We start from the raw sequence: 21,025 nt of genomic DNA, 5'->3' as shown, positions 1-21,025 counted from the left end.
GCGCGTGGCCGACTACCACCAGGAAACGCTCGATGCCCTGTTCGACGACCCGCGTGCGGCGACGCTGTTCGCGTCGACGTTCGTGGTCGTCGACCTGGAGACGACCGGCGGCGCACCCGACGGCGGCGGCATCACCGAGATCGGCGCGGTCAAGGTTCGCGGCGGGGAGGTCCTGGGCGAGTTCGGCACGCTGGTCAATCCCGAGGAGCGGCTGCCGGCGTTCATCACCGTCCTGACCGGCATCACCGAGGCGATGCTGGTCGAGGCGCCGAAGATCGACACGGTGCTGCCGGCGTTCCTGGAGTTCGCCGCGGGCGCCGTGATGGTGGCGCACAACGCCCCCTATGACACCGGGTTCCTCAAGGCGGCGTGCGCCAAGCACGGCTACGCGTGGCCGAAGCCGATCGTGCTGGACACCGCCGCGATCGCCCGGCGGGCCCTGGTCGCCGACGAGGTGCCCAACAACAAGCTGTCCACCCTCGCCCGGCACTTCCACGCGAGCACCCAGCCGATCCACCGGGCCCTCGACGACGCCCGCGCCACCGTCGACGTCCTGCACGGGCTGATCGCCAGGCTGGGCAGCCACAAGGTGCACACCATCGGCGACACGATCGAGTTCGTGAAGGCGGTCAGCCCGTCCCAGCGGCGCAAGCGACACCTCGCCGAAGGCCTACCCGACGCGCCGGGGGTCTATGTGTTCCGCGGGCACAAGGACCGCCCGCTCTACATCGGCACCAGCTCGTCGATCGCGACCCGGGTCCGCAGCTACTTCACCGCCGCCGAGAAGCGCGCCCGCATCGACGAGATGATCAACGCGGCGCAGCGGGTCGAGGCGATCGTCTGCGCCCACTCCCTGGAGGCCGAGGTCAGAGAGCTGCGGCTGATCGCCGCGCACAAGCCGCCGTACAACCGCCGCTCCAAATTCCCAGAGCGGGTGATGTGGCTCAAGCTCACCGCCGAGGCCTATCCCCGGCTGTCGATCGTGCGCGACGTGCAGCCCGACGGCGCGGCATACCTGGGGCCGTTCGCGTCCCGCCGCGGCGCCGAGCTCGCCGCCGCCGGCATCTATGACGCGCTGCCGCTGCGCCAGTGCACCCACAAGCTGTCGCTGCGCACGAAGACGCCCGCGTGCGCGCTCGCCGAGCTCGGCCGCTGCCCGGCGCCGTGCGAGCACCGCATCTCCCCCGGCGACTACGAGACCGCGGCCGCCGAGCCGTTCCGCACCGCCACGACCGGCGACCCGGGCCCCGTCGTCCGCGGGCTCATGGCCCGCATCGAGGCACTCGCGACCGCCGAGCGCTTCGAGGACGCGGCCACGATCCGCACCCGGCTGATCACGTTCCTGCGCGCCGCGATCCGCATGCAGCGGCTCGCCTCGCTGACCAGCCTGCCCGAGCTGATCGCCGCCCGGCCCTCCGCCAAGGGCGGCTGGGAGCTCGCCGTGGTGCGACACGGCCGTCTCGCCGCGGCCGGCGTGTCACCCCCGCGGGTGCATCCACAGCCGACGCTGGATGTGGTTCTCGCCACAGCCGAGACGGTCCAGCCGGGTCACGGGCCGACGCCACGCGCGTCGCCGGAGGAGACCGAGCGGATCCTCGCCTGGCTCGAGCGGCAGGAGACACGCCTGGTCAAGGCCGATATGGGTTGGTCATCTCCGGCCACGGGGGCCGGTCGGTGGCGCCCGTTCCTCGCCCGCGCGGAGGCCGCCGCGACGGTCCGGATCGACCTGGAAGGCTAAGCACATCGGACGATCGCACATACTCAAATGACCGATCGGATGCCACGAGGGAAACTAGGCTGGAACCTACCCAAACCCAGGCCCGCCCGGCCCGTCGGTGAGGAGGTGCCGCATGGAGCCCGGTCTGCATCAGTCCGGTGCGCCCCTGGATGCTGGCCCCTCCACGGTCACCGGCGCCGGCGGAGCCAACTCCGGGTCCTCGTCCGCGCACAGCGAGTTCATGTTGGACCCACTGACGCCCGGGGGCAAGCCCAACGAGCCGACGGGTTTTGCGCACCCGTTGGCGACGGGGTTCACGACCGGCGGGGCATCGCCGCCGACACCCGGCGCCACCGAAGCCCAGCAGCTCCTGGACGCGGTGGGCGAGGTGCTGCTCGGCCCGCGTGGGCTGCCGACCGCGTCGATCAACGTGCCCGAGGCCCCGCCGCGGCGCCGCCCTGCCCACCCGGCCGGCCGCCACCCGGAGCGCAACACCAGGGACAGGGTGCGGCAGGATCGGCAGCGGGTGGAGCGGACGTACGTCGACAGGACCCCCTCCGACCGCCGGGACTCGCCCTCCCCGGCCAGGTCCCCCCAGGACAGCGCGCCGCAGGACAAGCACCCAGAGGCCACGGCGCCACAAGGCACTGCCTCACAGGACAAGACGCCACAGGACCGGGCGCCACAGGACCGGGCGCCGCGAGACAGCACGCCACAGGACAGCACGTCGCACGACCGGGCCTCCCACGACAGGCACCCGCACGGCGCCGCCTCGCAGAACGCCGCTCCGCAGGGCAGCGCCCCTCAGGGCAGCACCTCGCAGGATCAGGTCTCGCACGACGGGCACCCACAGGACAGCGCCCCTCAGGACGCCTCGCAGGACCGGACCCTTCAGCACGGGCAACCGCACGGCAGCGCGTCGCAGAACACCGCCTCGCAGGGCACCGCCTCGCAGGACCGGGAAGCTCCGAGCAAGGGTCCGCAGGACGAGGCGGGACACGGCCGGGTGGCGCCAGGTGAAGGAGCCCAGGACGCGGGCCACCGGGACGGTGCGGCGCAAGGGCAGGAGCCGGAGGCCGGGCAGGCCCCGGACCCGGAGGCCCAGGACGTGGTGGCCCAGGACGGTGCGGGGCGGAGCTGGGGGTCGCCGTGCGAGGGGTCTCGGGACGCGGCCTGGCAGCGTGGCGCGCGGGTAGGCCGGGACGTGGGGACTGTGGAGAGTCAGGCCGCGGTGGTGGCGCCCCCGGGTGAGGTCGTGAGCGACGCGGCGCCCGGGCAGCGGGTGCCGGTGGATGGGAAGAGCTGGCAAGGAGCGGCCGGGGGGCAGAGCGCCACGGACGCGGGGCAGGACGGAGCGGGTGGCTCCGGGCACGACGGTGGCGTTGGCGTATGGGGCGAGCAGCGGACACCCGCGCAGAGCACGGCAGGCGGGTCCGGGCGCGACAACCCCGGCGCACGGGACGAGCAGCAGACACCCGCGCAGTGGACCGGGCAAGAAGCGGCAGGCGGGTCCGGGCGCGACAACCTCGGCGTACAGGGCGAACAGCAGACACCCGCGCAGTGGACCGGGCAAGAAGCGGCAGGCGGATCCGGGCGCGACAACCCCGGCGTGCGGGACGAGCAGCAGACACCCGCGCAGTGGGCGGGGCAGGGGCAGCGGCCGCAGCGGGCGGCGCAGGATCAGGGTGACGGGCGCAGGGACTGGCCGGCCAACGAGCGGCCGCCGGCGCCGCGGGGTAATCCCGGGAGTGCCGCCGGTGGGCGGGCGCGCAACGAACGGTCCGCCGGTGAGCGGGCGGGGTCGGACACGGGAGCGGGCGCCGGGGGCGAGCGGGACGTCGCGGGCAGGAGCACCGGCGCGGAAGCGAACGGTGCCGCCGGGCAGACGGACGCGGCCGCCGGTACACGCGAGGACACGACCGCCGGGAAGGCCAAGGACAAGGCGGGCCGGAAGGGTGGCAGGGACGCGGCGGTGAAGCGGGCGGTGCCCGTGGACGACCGGTTCGCGGCGCCGCGGGCCAGGCTCACCGCGCCGCCCACCGAGGACTCGCCGGCGGTGCCGCCGCCGCCGTCGTATTCGGCGCTGGTCGGTGGGGCGGTGCCCGGGGACCCGACGTCGACGTACTCGGCGATCATCGGGTCGCGGCTGCGGGCGATGCTGCCGTGGCAGTCGGCCGAGGACCCCATGTCCAACGTGCTGCGGTCGCACCGAACGATCCACCCGATGGGCGACGTGGCGTTGCTGCGGCGGGCGTACGCGACGGCCGAGCAGATGCACCGCGGGCAGATGCGCAAGAGCGGCGAGCCGTTCATCTCGCACCCGCTCGAGGTGACGGAGATCCTCGCCGACCTGGGGATGGACACGACGACGCTGGTGGCGTCGCTGCTGCACGACACGGTCGAGGACACGGACTACACGCTGGGCGCGCTGGAGCGGGACTTCGGCGGCGAGGTGGCGCTGCTCGTCGACGGCGTGACGAAGTTCGACAAGATGTTCTACGGCGCGGACGCCGAGGCCGAGACGATCCGCAAGATGATCGTCGCCGCCGGGCGGGACGTGCGGGTGCTCGTCATCAAGCTGGCGGACCGGCTGCACAACATGCGCACGCTGGACGCGCGGTCGATCAAGTCGCAGGTGCGGATCGCGACCGCGACGCGGGAGGTGCTGATCCCGCTGTGCGAGCGGCTCGGCATCCAGGCGCTGAAGCGGGAGCTCGAGGACTGGGTGCTGCGGGCGGTCAGCCCCGGCGGGTACGCGCTGATCGACGAGTACGTCAGGCAGCGCAAGGGCTGGGACGGCTACCTCGAACGGGTCATCGCGGCCGTCAACACGGACCTGCGGAAGTTCGGCATCGACGCGCAGGTGTCGCCGCGGCCGAGGCACCTGTACTCGATCTGGAAGGACACCGTCGACGGCAACTACGAGGACCCGCACGACATGCCGCGGGTCGTCATCATCGTCGACGGGCCCGAGACGGACTGCTACGCCGCGCTCGGCGCGGTGCACGGCAAGTGGCGGCCGGTGCCGGGGCGGTTCAAGGACTTCATCGCCACGCCGAAGGGCAACAACTACAAGTCGCTGCACACCACGGTGCTCGGGCCGGAGGGGCAGTCCCTGGAGGTGCTGATCCGCACCGAGGAGATGCACCAGGCCGCCGAGTACGGCATCGTCGCCAACTTCCGGTATCCGCACGTGGCGGCCCGCTTCGGCCCCGCGTCGAAGGCGGAGCAGCTGAACTGGCTGCGGCGGCTGCTGGACTGGGAGGCGGCGGCGTCGGACCCGTCGCAGTTCATCGCGTCGCTGCGGTGCGACCTGGCCGAGGACCAGATCCTGGTGCTCGCCGAGGGCGGCGGCCGGCCGGTGCTGCTGCCGCAGGACGCCACGCCGGTCGACCTCGCGTACATCCTCGGCGCGGACGTCGGCAACCGATGTATCGGCGCGAAGGTGAACGGCCGGCTGATCGCGGTGTCGTCGCCGCTCGCCGACGGTGACACGGTCGAGATCATCACGCGGACCGGGCAGCGCGACGAGTTCGACTTCGACGCCGACGCCCCCGCGCGCGGGCCGTCGCCGGAGTGGCTGGAGTTCGTGAAGACGCCGCACGCCCGGCTGCACATCAGCCGGTGGTTCGAGGCGCACGAGGCGCCCGCGATCACCGTCGCCAACAAGGTGCGGCTCGGCCGGCTCGCGATCGGTCTGGCGCTGCGCCGGCAGGGCCGCGGCCTGGCCAGCGACCTGCCGCTGGTGCGGCTGTCGGCCCGGCTCGGGTACCCGGACCTGGAGACGCTGCTCGTCGCCGTCGCCGACCACAGCCGCACCGCGGACGAGGTGGTCGAGGAGTTGATCGCCCTGGTCGACCACTCGCCCCGGTAGGCCGCTAGCCTTTCGGAGATGGCGGTAAAACAACAACTGCGCATGGTGGCGTACCGGACGTTCTACCGTCTCCCGTCCCGCTGGAAACGCAGGATCGTGCGGACGTTCCAGCCGACGTACACGGTCGGCGCCGTCATCCTGGTGCGCGACCCCGAGGCGAGCCGGATCCTGCTGCTGCGGCAGCCGCCGGGCGCGGGCTGGTCGCTGCCGGCTGGGCTGATGGACCGCGGTGAGCGGCCCGTGCAGACCGCCGCGCGCGAGCTCGCCGAGGAGACCGGGATCAAGCTGCCCCTGGAGCGCTTCCGGCCGGCGAACCCGAACGCCCTCGTGCACACCCGCGGGCAGTGGATCGACATGGTGTTCGAGGTTGAGGTCGAGCCGCCCGCCGAGCTGGTCGTCGACGCCGCGGAGGTCATCGAGGCCGCCTGGCACCGGCTCGACACGCTGCCGCCGCTGACCGTGTCGACGTCGCAGCTGCTCGCGCACTACGGGATCGGGCCGTACAAGGACTACCCCGAGGTGCTGACGAAGTGACCGACATCTGTGCGGTGATCCTCGCCGCGGGTGAGGGCCGCCGGCTGCGGCCGCTGACCGAGCACCTGCCGAAGGCCCTGTGCCCCGTCGGCAACGTGGCGCTGCTCGACCGGGCCATGGCCAGGGTCGCCGCGCTCGGGATCGCCGGCCCCGCCGACCTGGCGGTCAACGCCTGCTATCTCGGGGACCAGGTCGTCGCGCACGTCGGCGACCGGGCGCACCTCTCCGTCGAGCCGGGTGATCCGTTCGGTACCGCGGGCGGCGTCGCGCTGCTGAAGGACTGGATCGGCGGCCGCGGCGTCCTGGTGGGCAACGCCGACGCGTACCTGGCGGCGGGCGAGATCCCGGAGACGTCCGGCAGAGGGGAAGGCGGCGCGGACGGTCCGGCCGCCGACATCGCGGAGCTGCTCGAGGGCTGGGACGGTTCGACGGTACGGATGCTCGGTGTGCCCGGGCCGCCGAAGGAGTTCGGCAGGCACCGGTTCGCCGGGTTCTCGCTGCTGCCGTGGGACCTCGTGGAGCGGCTGGAGGCGGTGCCGTCGGACCTGGTGAGGACCACGTGGCGGCCCGCGGAGCGGGAAGGGCGGCTGGAGGTCGTCGAGTACCGCGGGACGTACCTGGACACGGGCACGCCCCGGGACTACGTGACGGCGAATCTGCACGCCGTACACCATGAAACCCTGATCGGTGAGGGCGCCGTGGTGACCGGGAGCGTGGAGCAGGCGGTGATCGGCGCGGGGGCCGTCGTCGCCGGTCAGGTGGTCCGCGGGGTGGTGTGGCCGGGCGGGGAGGTCCGCGCGGGCGAAACGCTGCGCGACGCGGTCCGGGTCGGCCGGGAGCTCACCGTCGCGGCGGATTAGCATGACGATGTCCACATGCTGGAAGGAGCACCGCAGGTGATCACCGCGATCGTCCTCATCGACTGCGCGACCGACTCGATCCCCGAGGTGGCCGAGAACATCGCCAACCTTCCCGGGGTCAGCGAGGTGTACTCGGTCGCCGGCAACGTCGACCTGATCGCGATGGTCCGGGTGCGGCAGTACGAGGAGATCGCCGAGGTCATCGCCGGCGGCATCTCGAAGGTGGCGGGTGTGATCGACACCGACACGCACATCGCGTTCCGCGCGTATTCACAGCACGACCTGGAAGAGGCGTTCTCGATCGGCCTGCCCGACACGGACTAATTTCCAGCAAATTTGCCGCCCCTTGCAGCAAGCCGTTCGCCGCAGCTGTCGGCAAGCCGCAAGAAACCGGGAAAACCGCTGGTAAGGGCCCCGACAGTGCGCCAAATCGCATCGAACCCGGCCCGGCGACGCGGTAGCCTCGACGCCCATGAGGATCGGCATCGTCGGAGCCACGGGTCAGGTCGGCAGCGTCATGCGCCACATCCTGGCCGAGCGTCAGTTTCCGGTAGACCAGTTACGCCTGTTCGCGTCCGCCCGCTCCGCGGGCCGGCCGATCGACTGGCAGGACCAGCAGATCACGGTGGAGGACGCGGCGACCGCCGACTACTCCGGCCTGGACATCGTGCTGTTCTCCGCAGGCAAGGGCACGTCGAAGGAGCTGGCGCCGAAGGTGGCCGCCGCCGGTGCCGTCGTCGTCGACAACTCCTCCGCCTGGCGGATGGACCCGGACGTGCCGCTGGTCGTCGCGGAGGTCAACCCGCACGCGATCGCGAACCGCCCGAAGGGCATCATCGCCAACCCCAACTGCACCACCATGGCCGCGATGCCGGTGCTGCGCCCCCTGCACGAGGAGGCCGGCCTGGTCGCGCTCGTCGCCGCCACCTACCAGGCGGTTTCCGGCGCCGGGCTCAGCGGCGTCGCCGAGCTTGACGAGCAGGTCCGCAAGGTCGCCGACGGCGCCGCCGCGCTCGCGTTCGACGGCTCGGCCGTCGAGTTCCCGGCGCCGAAGCAGTTCTCCCGGCCGATCGCCTACAACGTGCTGCCGCTCGCGGGCTCGATCGTCGACGACGGCTCGTTCGAGACCGACGAGGAGCAGAAGCTCCGCAACGAGAGCCGCAAGATCCTCGAGATCCCCGGCCTGAAGGTGTCCGGCACCTGCGTGCGCGTGCCCGTGTTCACCGGCCACTCGCTGCAGCTCAACGCCCGGTTCGAGCGGGCCGTCTCGGTCGAGCGGGCCATCGAGCTGCTCTCTGCCGCGCCCGGCGTGGTCCTGACCGACGTGCCGACGCCGCTGCAGGCCGCCGGCGCCGACCCCAGCTTCGTCGGCCGGATCCGGGTCGACGAGACCGTCGAGCACGGCCTGGCGCTGTTCGTCTCCAACGACAACCTGCGCAAGGGCGCGGCGCTGAACGCCGTCCAGATCGCCGAGCTCCTCGTCAAGTGACCAAGGTGGGGGCGGTCCTCACGGACCGCCCCCACCCCCCAATGGTCAGCTCACACGTGCCGGCCGAACCATTCCAGGATCGCGTCGAAGCGCGCCACCCGGTGCGACGGCCGCCCGGACCGGGACAGCTCGTGCCCCTCCCCCGGGAAGAGCAGCAGCTCCACCGGCGTCCCGCGCCGCTTCAACGCCACGAACAGCCGCTGGGCCTGCTCGACGGGGCACCGCCAGTCGTGCTCCGAGTGGATGATCAGCACCGGGATCTCGATCTTTCCGGCGTACGTGAGCGGGCTCTGCTGCTCGAACGAGCCGCCGTTCGCGCCGTAGAGCGAGTCCGCGAACAGCCAGCCGATGTCGGAGCTGCCCTGGAAGCTGTCGATCGCGTTGACGGCCCGCTCGGAGACCGCGGCCTTGAACCGGTCGCCGTGCCGGCCCGCCAGCCAGGTGGTCATGAACCCGCCGTGCGACCCGCCGAGCACGCCGACCCGGTCGCCGTCGAGGTCGCCGGCCTCCAGCGCCGCGTCCAGCAGGGCGAGCAGGTCCCTGGCCGAGACCTCGCCGACGTTGCCGCGGACGGCCCGGCCATGCGCCTCGCCGTAGCCGGACGAGCCGCGCGGGTTGCCGTAGACGACCGCGTAGCCCGCGCCCGCGTAGACCTGCGCCTCGTCGAAGAGGCGCCACCCGTACTGCGCGAACGGCCCGCCGTGGATCATCAGCAGCACCGGGTGGGGGCCGTCGCCGGCGGGCCTGACGACCCAGCCGTGGACCGGGTAGCCGTCCGGCGCGGTCGCGGTCAGCTCGACCTGCTCGAGCGCGGTGACGCCGGCGGAGAAGCCGGTGAGCCTGGTGTCGCCGGCGTAGACCTCGCCCCAGTCCGCCGGCCCCGCGATCGTCGTCACCAGCGTGCCGTCCGCGGCCTCGGAGAAGCCGGCCACCTGGCGGGGCCCGTCCACCACGATCTCGGGGGTCCCACCGTCGTACGGGACGCGCAGCAGCTGCACGGCGCCGCGGTGCTCGTTGGTGAACAGCACGCCGCGTCCGGTGGCGGCGATGTCACCGCCGGGCGCGGCGAGCGTGTAGGCCTCCGCGTCCAGCAGCTGCCGGGCCGTCCCGCCCTCGACGGGCACGGACCACAGCGACTCGTTGCGGATCACCGGGTCGACGCGGCCCTCGCCGGCCAGGTTCGCGGTGAAGACGACCGACCGGCCGTCCGCCGCCCACCGGCACAGCCCGGCGCTGTACGTGGTGTCTGTCAGCACCCGGATCTCGCCGCCGCCGGCGGGCATCACGCACACGTCGGACGCGAAGTCGTCGCCCCTCGTGTCGTGCCGCTCGGACACGAACGCCAGGGTCCGCCCGTCGGGGCTCCAGTCCGGGTCGCCGTGGCCGAGCTCCCCGTCGGTCAGCTGCGTCACGGTGCCGTCGAGGTCGGCCACGTGCAGGTGGGCCGGCCGGTCCAGGAGGAAGCCGAGGCCGTCCACCCGGTAGAAGTAGCGGGTGATCCGCCGGGGTGGCTCGCCGTCGGCGCCGACCGTCTCGCCGTCGTCGGTCTTCCCCGTGCCGTAGCGGCCGTCCTGCGGTACACGGGCGGAGAACGCCAACCGGGCACTGTCCGGTGACCAGGCCGGCGTGCCGGCGCCCAGCGGCAGGTCCGTGAGGCGGCGCGGCTCGCCGCCGGCCAGGGGCATGACGCACAGCTGCGGCGCACTGTCGTGCTCGGCCTTCGGGCCGCCCGCCCGGCTCCCCACCGCCTTCGTCGCCCGCAGGAACGCCAGCCACCGCCCGTCCGGCGAGATCCGCGGCGCGCTGTCGTGCCACCCGTGGGTGAGCTGGGTGGGTTCGGCACCGCCGTCGGTCCGCACGAGCCAGAGCTGGGAGGTGTACGAGTCGGCGGCGAACTCCAGCCGGGACACCGGCACGACGGCGATCGTGCCGTCCGGGCTGACCGCGGGCGCGCCGGGGAGGCGCATTTGGGACAGATCGATTGGCTTCACGCCCCGCACAGTAGTCTGAGTCACACTTCTTACTCGCCAGTAACCTCCTACCTCTACCCTACGAATCCATGGAGTCCGTGGAGTTTCTTGATCGCGGCGCCGATCGCGTCGCGCTGCACGCGTATCCAGCGGACGACGCCCCCACCCTCGCGGTGCTGTGGCCCGCGATGGGCGTGCCGGCCCGCTATTACCGGCACTTCGCCGCCGCCCTGAACGCCGACGGCGTCGAGGTCGTCGTCGCCGACCTGCGCGGCACCGGCGACAGCACCCCGCGCCCGTCCCGGTCCTCCCGCTACGGCCTCGCCGAGCTCACCACCGACGTCGAGGCCGTCCTGGACGCCCTGAAGCCCCGCCGCGCCGGCCGCCGGACGCTGCTCGTCGGCCACTCCCTCGGCGGCCAGGTCTGCGCCCTGCACCTCGCCGTCCGCCACGCCGCCGGCCTGGACCCCGGCGTCGACGGCCTCGCCCTGCTCGCGGTCGGCCTGCCGTACTGGCGCTGCTACCCGGGCTTCACGGGGCCCGGCACGCTCGCGTTCACGCAGGCGATCGCCGCCGCCTCGACGGTCCTCGGCGTGTGGCCGGGCTGGGGCTTCGGCGGCCGCCAGTCCCGCCCGGTCATCCAGGGCTGGGCGCACACCGCCCGGACCGGCCGCTATCCCGCGCTGGACGGCGTCGACGTCGAGGCGTCATTGGCAGGTGTACGACTTCCGGTCCTGGCCGTCGACATGGAGGCCGACCAGTACACGCCAGCGCCCACCGTCGACCGGCTGACCGCCAAGCTGTCCGCGGCTGCGGTCGTCCGCGAGCACTACTCCGCCGCCGACGCCGGCTCCCCGATCGACCACTTCACCTGGGCCCGCCACGGCGCTCCCCTGGCCGCCCGCGTCGCCGCTTGGGCCACCACCCTGTAACACCCACCGCCGGCCTCTTACGCGGTGCGGCGTCGGCCAGGTCGCTCACCGCGAAGCGGCGTCGGCCTCTACCGCAGTACGGCGTCGGCCAGGTCGCTCACCGCGAAGCGGCGTCGGTCAGGAGCCTCGCCGCCTGGTCGGTGAGCGGGGCGCCGTGGCCGAAGCAGACGGTCGCCGGGCGCAGGGCGGCCTGCCGGCGGAACGACTCGGCGACCCGGCCGGGGTCCGCGTTGAACACGCCCGGGATGACCGCGCCGTCGGGGGTCCTGGCGATCGTGTCGCCGGTGAACAGCACCCCCGGGCCGGGCAGGTGGAACGCGACGCTGCCCGGGGTGTGCCCCGGCACCTCGACGGCCGTGGCCGTCACCCCGCCGCCCAGGTCGACGACGTCGCCGTCGCGCAGTTCCCGGTCCACCCTGGCCGGCGGCGCCGGGGCGTCGGGCAGGGTGGCGTGGACCTGCTCGTACAGGTCGCGCTCCCAGCCGTCGAGCACGGGCGGCGGGACCGCGGCCCTGCCCCGGACGGCCTCGGCGTCGCCCGCGTGGGCGTGGACGGTGACGTCGCCCCAGGCGGCGATGTCCGCGGCGGCACCGGTGTGGTCGGGGTGGGCGTGGGTGAGCAGGAGGTTCCGCACGTCGCGCCGGTCGAGTCCGAGGGATTCGACGGCCGCCGCGATCAGGGGCGCCGATCCCGGCAGCCCGGTGTCGACGATGGTCAGCCCGTCGGGGCCACGCCAGAGATACGCGTGCCCGACGGGGAACGCGAACTGATAGAGACGCTCGGGCAGGAGCTCGACCAGGTCCATCCCCGGACCGTAGGCCCGACCGGGTGCCGGGGCCCAGAGCGGTCCGCCCACAGCGGATCCGCTACCGGCGAACCCCCGCGAGGGTTCCCGTTCGCGGTCCTGACATGACGAAACCCCCGGCTCCGCGAGGGAGCCGGGGGTTTCGCACGGGATCGGGGTCAGTGGCCGCTGGTGATTTCCTCGCGGTCACGGTCCTCGGCGACCTGGCGCGGCTTGGGGGCCGGGCCGGCCTTCTCGATCGGGTAGAAGAAGCCCTTCACCGTCGGGGCCAGGGCACCGAGGCGGTTCATCTTCTTCGGCACGACCCAGCCGGCGTAGTCGAGGCCGTGGGCCTCGCCGTGCGCCTCCTCGGCGGGGCCGTGGCCGTTGCCCGAGGGCAGCGGCTGGTGGATCTCGACGAACTTGCCGTCGGGGAGGCGGCGGATGATGCCGGTCTCCACGCCGTGGGCGAGGACCTCGCGGTCGTGCTGCTGCAGGCCGAGAGCCACCCGGTACGCCACGTAGTACGCCAGCGGCGGGAGCACCAGGATGCCGATGCGGCCGGCCCACGTCATCGCGTTGAGGCTGATGTGGAACTTGTCCGCGAGGACGTCGTTGCCGCCGGAGATGAGCAGGACCACGTAGAACGCGATGGCCATGGAGCCCAGGGCGGTCCGCAGCGGGTTGTCGCGCGGGCGCTCCAGGAGGTTGTGGACCCGTTTGTCCTTGCTGAACCTGGCCTCGATGAACGGATAGAAGATCGGCAACATCGTCAGGATGCCGGGTAGCACCACCGTCGGCCAGAAGATCGGCGGGATGGTGTAACCGTCACCGTAGAAGAAGTCGAACCGGATCTCCCAGGCCGGGAAGAGACGGGTCGAGCCGTCGAGGAACATGACGTACCAGTCGGGCTGGCTCGCCGCCGAGACGACCGCCGCCTTGTACGGGCCGAACAGCCAGATCGGGTTGATCTGGAACAGGCCCGCGAGCGCCGCGATCATGGCGAACACGATCATGAAGAAGCCGCCGGCCTTGGCCGCGAAGCCGGGGAACATGCGCACGCCGACCACGTTGTTGTTGGTGCGGCCGGGGCCGGGCCACTGGGTGTGCTTCTGCTTCACCAGCAGGCCCATGTGCACGCTGATCAGGCCGAGCAGCGCGCCCGGGACCAGCAGCACGTGCACGATGTAGAGGCGGTCGAGGATGACCTCACCAGGGAACTCACCACCGAACAGCGACGTGGTCACCCAGGTGCCGACGATCGGGATGGACAGCATGATCGCGCTGGCGATGCGCAGGCCGGTGCCGGACAGCGCGTCGTCAGGCAGCGAGTAGCCGCCGAAGCCCTCGAGGAAGCCCATCCAGAAGAGCAGGACGCCGACGATCCAGTTGGCCTCGCGGGGCTTGCGGAACGCGCCGGTGAAGAAGACCCGGAACATGTGCACCACGATCGCGGCCATGAACAGCAGCGCGGCCCAGTGGTGCATCTGGCGCATGAAGAGGCCGCCGCGCACGTCGAACGAGATGTGCAGCGCGGTGTTGTACGCCTGCGACATCTCCACGCCCTTCAGGGGCGCGTAGCTGCCGTCATACACGACCTCGCGCAGCGACGGGTCGAAGAACAACGACAGGAAGATGCCGCTGAGCAGCAGGACGATGAACGAGTAGAGCGCGATCTCACCCAGCAGGAAGGACCAGTGGTCGGGGAAGACCTTGTTCATCAACCGCCGCAGCGGGGTGGCCGCCTGGAACCGCTCGTCGAGTGCCTTGGCGGAGTTGGCCGGGAGAGCCCGGACGTCGATCTTACGCCGTTTCATGGCCGCTCCCAGAAGGCCGGTCCGACCGGAATCTTGTAGTCCGAGGTCGCGATGAAGTACCCCTCATCGTCCACCGTAATTGGCAGCTGGGGCAAGGCGCGGCTGGCCGGACCGAAGATGGGCCGCGCGTTGTCCGTGATCTGGAACTGCGACTGGTGGCACGGGCACAGCAGGCGGTTGGTCTGCTGCTCGTACAGGCTGGCGGGGCAGCCGGCGTGGGTGCAGATCTTCGAGTAGGCCACGAAGTTCTGCCACTGGGAGCCCTTGTTGATCTCCTTGACGTTGCCCAGCGTCGCCTCGGCGTCCACCTCACGCAGGTGGATGAGCAGCGTCGGCGAGTCGGCCCACTTGTTGGTGGCGCCGTGCGGGATGCCGGGGAAGACCGTGATCTGGCCGCCGATGCTGACGTCGGCGGGGCGGATCGGGGTGCCGTCCTCGTGGGTGAGGCGCACCGGCTTGCCGTCGTTGTACTTCGGGTCCCAGCCGGTGGTGAAGAAGACGTTGTCGCCGTCCTGCGTCGGCGCCTTGATCAGCGAGCCGACGAGCAGCGCGCCCGCGACCGCGCCGAGCGGGGCGGCACCGGCCAGGAACGCCATGCCGACGAAGCGGCGGCGCTTGAGGCCGAGCTCGTCGCCCATGTTCAGGATCGTCGCCGCGGTCAGGACCTGCTCGGTGCTGTCGGACGGGCCGTCGTGCCGCTCCTGGATCGAGACCTCCTCGGGCAGGAGCTTCTTGCTCCACACGACGATGCCGAGGCCCAGGGTGAGCAGGGCCAGGCCGAGCGTCGCGCCGAGGACCGGCGTGTAGTACGGGTAGAGGTCGCGGTAGGTCGCGTCGCCCTCGCCGTACTTCCACGGCCAGGCGATGTAGGCGACCACGAACGCGGTCGACGCCAGGCCGGTGAGCAGGAACAGGAACGCCAGGACGCGCTCGATGCGGCGCTCCGCGCGGGTGCCCGGGACCGGGAACCGCGGCGCGTAGTGCACGATCTCGACACCGTCGCGGCGGGCGCCCTCCCTGACCAGGTCGAACCTGGTCAGGGACGCGTCACTCGCGTCGAACTCGTCGTCGGACGGGTGGTGGGTGGTCATGACTTCCCTGCAATCCACAGCGTGGCGAACACGAGCGCCGCGATACCGACGAGGAAGATGACGAGGCCCTCGGGCACTGGGCCGTACCGGCCGAGGTTCCAGCCGCCCGGGTCGCTCGCCTGGCTCTTGTTGAGGTTCTGGATGTAGGCGATGATCGCGGCCTTGTCGTCCGGGCTCAGCTGGTTGTTGCCGAACACGGGCATGTTCTGCGGGCCGGTCAGCATCGCCGCGTAGATGTCGCGGTTGGTCGAGTGCTCCAGCGACGGGGCGAACTTGCCGGACGACAGCGCGCCGCCGCCGGTGGAGAACGCGTGGCACGAGGAGCAGTTGACCCGGTACAGCTCGCCGCCGTGGGCGAGGATCTTGTCGTCGCCCCGGGCCTGCTTGATCTGCTCGTCGAGGCTCGCCGCGCTGGGCAGCTGCGGACCGCCGCCGAGCTCCTGGATGTAGGCGCCCAGCTGCGCGGCCTGCTCCTCGTTGAACTGCGGCTGCTTGCGCTCGGCCTGCGCCTCCTGGCGCGCGAGCGGCATGCGGCCGGTGTTGACCTGGAACTCCACCGCGGCGGAGCCGACGCCGATGAGGCTCGGTCCCCGGTCCTCGACGCCCTGGGCGTTGCGGCCGTGGCAGGTGATGCAGCTGACCTCGTAGATCGCCTTGCCCTCGGCCGCCGCGTCGGACAGCTTCACGGTGTCCTCGGCGCGACCGACGCCCGGCGCGTATGACGTGTAGAGGCCGCCGACGATCGTGAGCGCCGCGACCAGGCGCACAGCCGCCGACAACCGCCGGCGCAGCTTGCCTCGCGCCGCGCGCGCGCCACCCGGCACCAGCCGGGCAAGCGGCCGCTTGCTCTGCTCAGAAGTCATGGCCTCACCTTTGTGATCATCACCTAAGTCGTGGAGGAGAAGTGGTGGTCCCGGGAGCGTGACGCGGCCCGGACTCCTACTGCAGGAAGTAGATCATCGCGAACAGTGCGATCCACACCACGTCGACGAAGTGCCAGTAGTACGACACGACGATCGCCGCGGTGGCCTGGGCGGGGGTGAACCGGCCCATGGTGGTGCGGATCAGATAGATGATGAAGGCGATGAGCCCGCCCGTGACGTGCAGGCCGTGGAAGCCGGTCGTCAGGTAGAACATCGAGCCGTAACCGTCGCCGTTGATCTTCACACCCTCGGAGACCAGGGTCACGTACTCGTTGGCCTGGCCGAGCACGAAGATCAGGCCCATCACGAAGGTCAGCGCGAACCACCGGCGCAGGCCGTGCACGTCACCGCGCTCGGCGCGGAACACGCCGATCTGGCAAGTGATGGACGACAGCACCAGGACGGTGGTGAAGGTCAACGCGTACCAGACGTTGAGGACCTCGGTGTGCTCGTGCCACAGCTCAGGAGCCGCCGCACGGATCGAGAAATACATCGCGAACAGCGCCGCGAAGAACATCAACTCGCTGGAGAGCCACACGATCGTCCCGACACTGACCATGTTGGGCCTGGTCAGTGAGTGGATCTGGCTCTTGGCAATCGCTGGGGCCGCAGTCACGCCGTCATTATTGCCCCCCGATCATCAGCGACTTTTCACGGGGTCCACCAGAGAGGGACGATTCGGCCTCCGGCATAGGCTGTGCACGTGTTGCTAGCTGCAGATCCAGGGCCTCCGTCCGTCGCGGGCATCCTCGGCACGGTGCACGTGTCGTGGTTGACGCTGCTGCTGGTCGTCGCCGCCGGGGTGTACCTCGCGGGCGTGCTGAGCCTGCGCCGGCGCGGCGACGCGTGGCCCCTCGCGCGGGTGGTGCTCTTCCTCGGGCCGGGCCTCGGCTCGATCGCGGCGGTCACCATGTCCGGCGTCGAGCGCTACGACACGACCCTGCTCAGCGTCCACATGATCCAGCACATGATGCTGTCGATGATCGCGCCGATCTTCCTCGCCCTCGGCGCGCCCGTCACCCTCGCGCTGCGCACGCTGCCGCCGCGGGGCCGGCGGGTGGTGCTGACCGTGGTGCACTCGCGGGCGGCGCGGATCCTCGCGTTCCCCCTGGTGGCGTTCGGCTTCTTCGTCGTGACGCCGTTCGTGCTGTATTTCACCGGCCTGTACGAACTGACGATGCGCCACGGCTGGGTGCACGAGCTGACCCACGCGCACTTCATCGCCGTGGGCTGCCTGTTCTTCTGGCCACTGATCGGCCTCGACCCGTTGCCGGGGCGCTGGCCGTACCCGGCGCGGGCGCTGCTGATGTTCCTGTCGACGCCGTTCCACACGGTCCTCGGGCTGACCATCATGCAGAGCAAGGAGCTGCTCGGCGGCGACTGGTACCCGTCACTGGGCCTGGCCTGGGCCGACCCGGTGCACGACCAGGTCGTCGCCGGCGGGATCCTGTGGGCGGGCGGGGAGTTCGTCTCCGTGACGATGCTCGCCGTGCTCGTCGTCCAGTGGATGCGCCAGTCGGACCGGGAGGCGAAGCGGATCGACCGGCAACTCGACCGCGAGGAGCGGCAGCGGATCGAGGAGCAGGAGTGGTCCGCCCGCACCGGCATCACCATCACCGATGACGGTACGATCCCCGAGGCACCCGCCACACGAGGAGCAGCGCGCACATGACACAGCACACCGTCCTGCTGTACAGCGACGATCCCGAGGTCCGCGACCGCATGCGGCTCGCCATCGGCAGCCGTCCCGCGGCCGACCTCACGGTGAAGTTCGTCGACGCCTCCACCTACGCGGAGGTCGTCAGGCTCGTCGACGACACCGACGTGGACCTGCTGGTCCTCGACGGCGAGGCGACGCCCGGCGGGGGTCTCGGCATCGCACGCCAGCTCAAGGACGAGATCACCGACCCGCCGCCGGTCGTCCTGGCGATCGCCCGGGCCGCCGACCGCTGGCTGGCGTCCTACGCGCGGGTCGAGGGCACGATCATGTATCCGCTGGACCCGGTCACCACGGGCAAGACGGTGTCGGACCTCCTGCGCTCGCTCCCCGTCCAGGGCTGAGCATGGGCGAGCGGACCTGGCCCCAGCTGCTCAACGCCCTGCTCCGGGGCGAGGACCTGTCCAACGACGACACCGGCTGGGCGATGGGCGAGATCATGGCCGGCTCGGCCACGCCCAGCCAGATCGCCGCGTTCGTCGTCGCGCTGCGCGCCAAGGGTGAGACGATCACCGAGGTGGCCGGCGTCGCCGAGACGATGCTGTCCATCGCGCCGAAGGTCCCGCTCACCGACGCCCAGCGCGACGCCGCCGTCGACATCGTCGGCACCGGCGGCGACCGCGCCAACACCGTCAACATCTCCACGATGGCCGCGATCGTCACCGCCGCCGCCGGCGTGCCGGTCGTGAAGCACGGCAACCGCGCCGCCTCCTCCTCCACCGGCGCCGCGGACCTCCTCGAGGCGCTCGGGGTCACCATCGACCTCGGCCCCGACGAGGTGGCCCGCTGCGTGCAGGAGGTCGGGATCGGCTTCTGCTTCGCGGCCCGCTTCCACCCCGGCATGCGCCACGCCTCGGCCACCCGCCGCGAGATGGGCGTGCCGACGGTCTTCAACTTCCTCGGCCCGCTCACCAACCCGGCGCAGCCGACCGCGGCGACCGTCGGGTGCTTCGACACGCGCATGGCGTCGGTGATGGCGTCGGTGCTGGCGAAGCGCAACTTCTCCGTGCTGCTCGTCCGCGGCGAGGACGGCCTGGACGAGTTCACCACCGGCGCGCCCACCCGCGTGTGGGCGGTCAGCGGCGGCTCGGTCACCGAGACGGTCCTCGACGCGGCCGACCTGGGCCTGCCCCGCTCCGCCCCGGGTGACCTGCGCGGCGGCGACCCGGCCCACAACGTCGCGGTGGCGCACCGCATGTTCGCCGGCGAGACCGGCCCGGTCCGCGACGCGGTCCTGGTCAACGCGGCCGCCGCCATCGCCGCCCGCGACGGCCTCTCCCCTACGGGCCTGCCCGACCAGCTCCGCGCCGGCATCGCCCGCGCCGCGGCCGCCGTCGACTCGGGCGCCGCGACCGCGCTCGTCACCCGCTGGGCCGCCTTCAAGCCGTAACGCCCGCTCTTTGACCCCACCGTTGATCGAATGACGGATCCGGTCGTGATGACGGCCGGATCCGCTACTCGATCAACGCGGGCGGCCGGGGGCCGGTGATGTTTTCATCGGTTATGTCGTGGCGCTTCGCGCCCGACATAACCGAAATTTCGGATATGTTCGCGGAGCGGACATATCCGGGGTAAAGGCAGGCGGCGACCGCGTGACCCGGAAGCGGTGCGGGGCGTTGACGAAACGTGGCCAACACTCCCAACTCGCAGAAAAAGGCGCTGGTGTCGGCGGTCCTTGCCGGGGCGTTGACGCTCGGGTTCGCCGGCATGATGGCGAAGTCGTGCGGCGCACCGGTGCAGGAGCAGGCGGAGGCCGCCAACCCCGCCCTCGAGCTGGTCGACAGTCTCGCGTCCAGGCTGGTGCTCGGGCTGCAGACGGACGCGACGATCCAGTACCAGACCGCCGCCGGGGCCGGCGTCGTCGTCTCCCAGTCGATGCCGCGACGGGCCTACCGGGGGTTCGGCGTCACGTACATCGCGACGCCCGACGGCACGTACCTGTGCCGGAACGTGACCCCCTCGCCGTCCCCGAAGGCCAAGAAGAGCCCTCAGCCGGTCCCTCAGTGCGACGAAGGCCCCGGGGCGGACACGATGTCCCCCTCCCAGGCCAGGGACATCAGCGACGCGTTCGGGGGCGAGTTCATGGCCCCTGAGGCGGCGATGGGCAGGCTCGCCACGATCGCCCGGGGTGAGGAGGTGCGGACGGGCACCTCCAAGCGCGGCGATGCCCAGTGCGTGTCGGTGACGGCGCGCGGCATCCGCACCGAGACGGCGTGCGTCAACCCGGCCGGGTTGCTGGCGTACTTCGAGGGCACCACGGACGCCGGGAAGTACACGCAGCTCACCCTGCAGTACACGACCCCCAGCGTCAGCGACGAGGCGTTCCTGCCGCCGACCGCGAAGCCGGCCGTGAAGGCGACGGCCTCGGCCAGGCCCGCCGCGAAGGCGATCCCCAGCCCCACCCGGGCCCCGAAGCCGAGCGCTACCGAAAAGTGATGTGACACGCCGCGGGCCGTCCCGGGCGGGGGCGGCCGGCGGTGGCAGCGTGACCCGCATGGAGCTGCACTGCGACACCTGCGCCCGGCAGCGGATCTTCGAACAGCCGGCGTGCCCCGACCACCCGCGGGCGACCTGCCCCGACCGGGCCTGCACGGCCTGCGGCGCCGCGATCGTGGTGGCGCCGGTCATCCTGCTGATGGACCGCCGCTCGCGGGTGATCCTCCGGCAGCGGCGGAAAGCGGCCTGAACGACCGTTCAGCTCTCCATGGATACCGTTCGGCGCAAGTTCCCGGCCGGTACACATCGAGGCCGGACAATCTGTTCATGAATCTCCGGCGCGCCGCCGGCCTCGCGCTCGCTTGCGCGGTGGCCGGCATCGTCACCACCGCATCCCCCGCCGCCGCGGCCGGCATCGACGAGAAGCTGGCCGTCATGTCGTCGTGGTCGCAGCCGACCGCCGCGAGCTACAACTCCTGGAACACCGCCCGCCAGCACCAGTCCGACTGGGCCGCCTACGGCTTCGACTGGTCCACCGACTACTGCTCCAGCAGCCCCGACCAGCCGCTCGGCTTCGACTTCCGGCTGTCGTGCCAGCGGCACGACTTCGGCTACCGCAACTACAAGGCGGTCGGGCAGTTCCCGGCCAACAAGTCCCGCATCGACGACGCGTTCTACCGCGACCTGAAGGCCAAGTGCGCCACGTACAACGCGTTCGTCCGGCCGGCCTGCACCAGCCTCGCGTGGACGTACTACCAGGCCGTTTCCGCGTTCGGGAACCTCGTCGTCAGCAACGGCGACCTGCAGCGCGCCGCGGACCTCAAGGAGCGCGGCGAGCTCGCCGCCGCCAAGTCCAGGGCATGAAGAAGGGGGCCTACCAG

Annotated in this window: 19 protein-coding genes; 13 read left to right on the top strand and 6 right to left on the bottom strand. The window is 71.7% G+C overall.

Features of this window, described 5'->3' with window-relative positions; translation table 11 throughout:
- Nucleotides 1-4: 4 nt before the first annotated feature.
- From ABD332_RS33110 to ABD332_RS33085, 6 genes are all read left to right on the top strand, one after another.
- A complete protein-coding gene (locus ABD332_RS33110) occupies nucleotides 5-1,738 on the top strand; it encodes a DEDD exonuclease domain-containing protein (RefSeq protein ID WP_344506270.1) in 1,734 nt (577 codons plus the stop codon).
- Nucleotides 1,739-3,773: 2,035 nt separating this feature from the next.
- Nucleotides 3,774-5,591, top strand: coding sequence for a RelA/SpoT family protein (locus ABD332_RS33105; RefSeq protein ID WP_425552333.1), 1,818 nt, complete (start codon nucleotides 3,774-3,776; stop codon nucleotides 5,589-5,591).
- An 18-nt stretch (nucleotides 5,592-5,609) separates the two neighbouring features.
- Entirely contained in the window at nucleotides 5,610-6,125 is a 516-nt protein-coding gene (locus ABD332_RS33100; RefSeq protein ID WP_344506269.1) for an NUDIX hydrolase, read from the top strand.
- Nucleotides 6,122-6,985, top strand: a complete 864-nt coding sequence (locus ABD332_RS33095; protein ID WP_344506268.1) for a nucleotidyltransferase family protein — start codon at nucleotides 6,122-6,124, stop codon at nucleotides 6,983-6,985. The genes ABD332_RS33100 and ABD332_RS33095 overlap by 4 nt, the downstream gene beginning before the upstream one ends.
- 36 nt (nucleotides 6,986-7,021) lie before the next feature.
- On the top strand, nucleotides 7,022-7,309 hold the full coding sequence (locus tag ABD332_RS33090; RefSeq protein ID WP_344506344.1) for an Lrp/AsnC family transcriptional regulator: 288 nt from the start codon (nucleotides 7,022-7,024) through the stop codon (nucleotides 7,307-7,309).
- Nucleotides 7,310-7,457: 148 nt separating this feature from the next.
- Nucleotides 7,458-8,474, top strand: coding sequence for an aspartate-semialdehyde dehydrogenase (locus ABD332_RS33085; protein ID WP_344506267.1), 1,017 nt, complete (start codon nucleotides 7,458-7,460; stop codon nucleotides 8,472-8,474).
- A gap of 50 nt (nucleotides 8,475-8,524) precedes the next feature.
- On the opposite strand, the gene ABD332_RS33080 is transcribed toward ABD332_RS33085, so the two are convergent.
- A complete protein-coding gene (locus ABD332_RS33080; protein ID WP_344506266.1) occupies nucleotides 8,525-10,465 on the bottom strand; it encodes a S9 family peptidase in 1,941 nt (646 codons plus the stop codon).
- 68 nt (nucleotides 10,466-10,533) lie between these two features.
- On the opposite strand from ABD332_RS33080, the gene ABD332_RS33075 reads away from it, so the two are divergent.
- The gene (locus ABD332_RS33075; protein WP_344506265.1) at nucleotides 10,534-11,376 is read left to right on the top strand and encodes an alpha/beta hydrolase family protein; all 843 of its coding nucleotides are present in this window, start codon (nucleotides 10,534-10,536) and stop codon (nucleotides 11,374-11,376) included.
- A 97-nt stretch (nucleotides 11,377-11,473) separates the two neighbouring features.
- Here the strand turns inward: ABD332_RS33075 and ABD332_RS33070 are convergent, their stop codons facing one another.
- The 5 genes from ABD332_RS33070 to ctaE form a co-directional block, all read right to left on the bottom strand.
- Entirely contained in the window at nucleotides 11,474-12,181 is a 708-nt protein-coding gene (locus ABD332_RS33070; protein WP_344506264.1) for an MBL fold metallo-hydrolase, read from the bottom strand.
- Between the two features lie 158 nt (nucleotides 12,182-12,339).
- A complete protein-coding gene (gene qcrB, locus ABD332_RS33065; RefSeq protein ID WP_344506263.1) occupies nucleotides 12,340-13,977 on the bottom strand; it encodes a cytochrome bc1 complex cytochrome b subunit in 1,638 nt (545 codons plus the stop codon).
- Nucleotides 13,974-15,068, bottom strand: a complete 1,095-nt coding sequence (qcrA, locus tag ABD332_RS33060) for a cytochrome bc1 complex Rieske iron-sulfur subunit (RefSeq protein ID WP_344506262.1) — start codon at nucleotides 15,066-15,068, stop codon at nucleotides 13,974-13,976. Before qcrA ends, qcrB begins: the two co-directional genes overlap by 4 nt.
- Complete coding sequence (qcrC, locus tag ABD332_RS33055; RefSeq protein WP_344506261.1) at nucleotides 15,065-15,931, bottom strand: cytochrome bc1 complex diheme cytochrome c subunit; 867 nt, start codon at nucleotides 15,929-15,931, stop codon at nucleotides 15,065-15,067. The genes qcrA and qcrC overlap by 4 nt, the downstream gene beginning before the upstream one ends.
- A gap of 76 nt (nucleotides 15,932-16,007) precedes the next feature.
- Nucleotides 16,008-16,607: an aa3-type cytochrome oxidase subunit III gene (gene ctaE, locus ABD332_RS33050; protein ID WP_344506260.1), complete on the bottom strand. Its 600-nt coding sequence runs from the start codon at nucleotides 16,605-16,607 to the stop codon at nucleotides 16,008-16,010.
- A gap of 90 nt (nucleotides 16,608-16,697) precedes the next feature.
- Here ctaE and ABD332_RS33045 point away from each other — a divergent pair, with 90 nt between their 5' ends.
- The 6 genes from ABD332_RS33045 to ABD332_RS33020 all read left to right on the top strand — a co-directional run bounded on the left by ABD332_RS33045 (nucleotide 16,698) and on the right by ABD332_RS33020 (nucleotide 21,008).
- Nucleotides 16,698-17,663, top strand: a complete 966-nt coding sequence (locus tag ABD332_RS33045; RefSeq protein WP_425552332.1) for a cytochrome c oxidase assembly protein — start codon at nucleotides 16,698-16,700, stop codon at nucleotides 17,661-17,663.
- Complete coding sequence (locus ABD332_RS33040; protein WP_344506258.1) at nucleotides 17,660-18,052, top strand: response regulator; 393 nt, start codon at nucleotides 17,660-17,662, stop codon at nucleotides 18,050-18,052. The genes ABD332_RS33045 and ABD332_RS33040 overlap by 4 nt, the downstream gene beginning before the upstream one ends.
- 2 nt (nucleotides 18,053-18,054) lie before the next feature.
- The gene (gene trpD / locus ABD332_RS33035) at nucleotides 18,055-19,098 is read left to right on the top strand and encodes an anthranilate phosphoribosyltransferase (protein ID WP_344506257.1); all 1,044 of its coding nucleotides are present in this window, start codon (nucleotides 18,055-18,057) and stop codon (nucleotides 19,096-19,098) included.
- A 272-nt stretch (nucleotides 19,099-19,370) separates the two neighbouring features.
- Nucleotides 19,371-20,144 carry a hypothetical protein gene (locus ABD332_RS33030; protein ID WP_344506256.1) on the top strand — a complete coding sequence of 258 codons (774 nt, stop codon included), beginning with the start codon at nucleotides 19,371-19,373 and terminating at the stop codon, nucleotides 20,142-20,144.
- A gap of 49 nt (nucleotides 20,145-20,193) precedes the next feature.
- Nucleotides 20,194-20,394: a hypothetical protein gene (locus tag ABD332_RS33025; RefSeq protein WP_344506255.1), complete on the top strand. Its 201-nt coding sequence runs from the start codon at nucleotides 20,194-20,196 to the stop codon at nucleotides 20,392-20,394.
- A gap of 77 nt (nucleotides 20,395-20,471) precedes the next feature.
- The gene (locus tag ABD332_RS33020) at nucleotides 20,472-21,008 is read left to right on the top strand and encodes a phospholipase (protein WP_344506254.1); all 537 of its coding nucleotides are present in this window, start codon (nucleotides 20,472-20,474) and stop codon (nucleotides 21,006-21,008) included.
- Nucleotides 21,009-21,025: the final 17 nt, after the last annotated feature.

The sequence above is a fragment of the Dactylosporangium maewongense genome (genome assembly GCF_039531485.1).
GTDB lineage: Bacteria > Actinomycetota > Actinomycetes > Mycobacteriales > Micromonosporaceae > Dactylosporangium > Dactylosporangium maewongense.
Note: the sequence above shows the minus strand (reverse complement) of the source record. Positions and strands in the feature narration are given on the sequence as shown.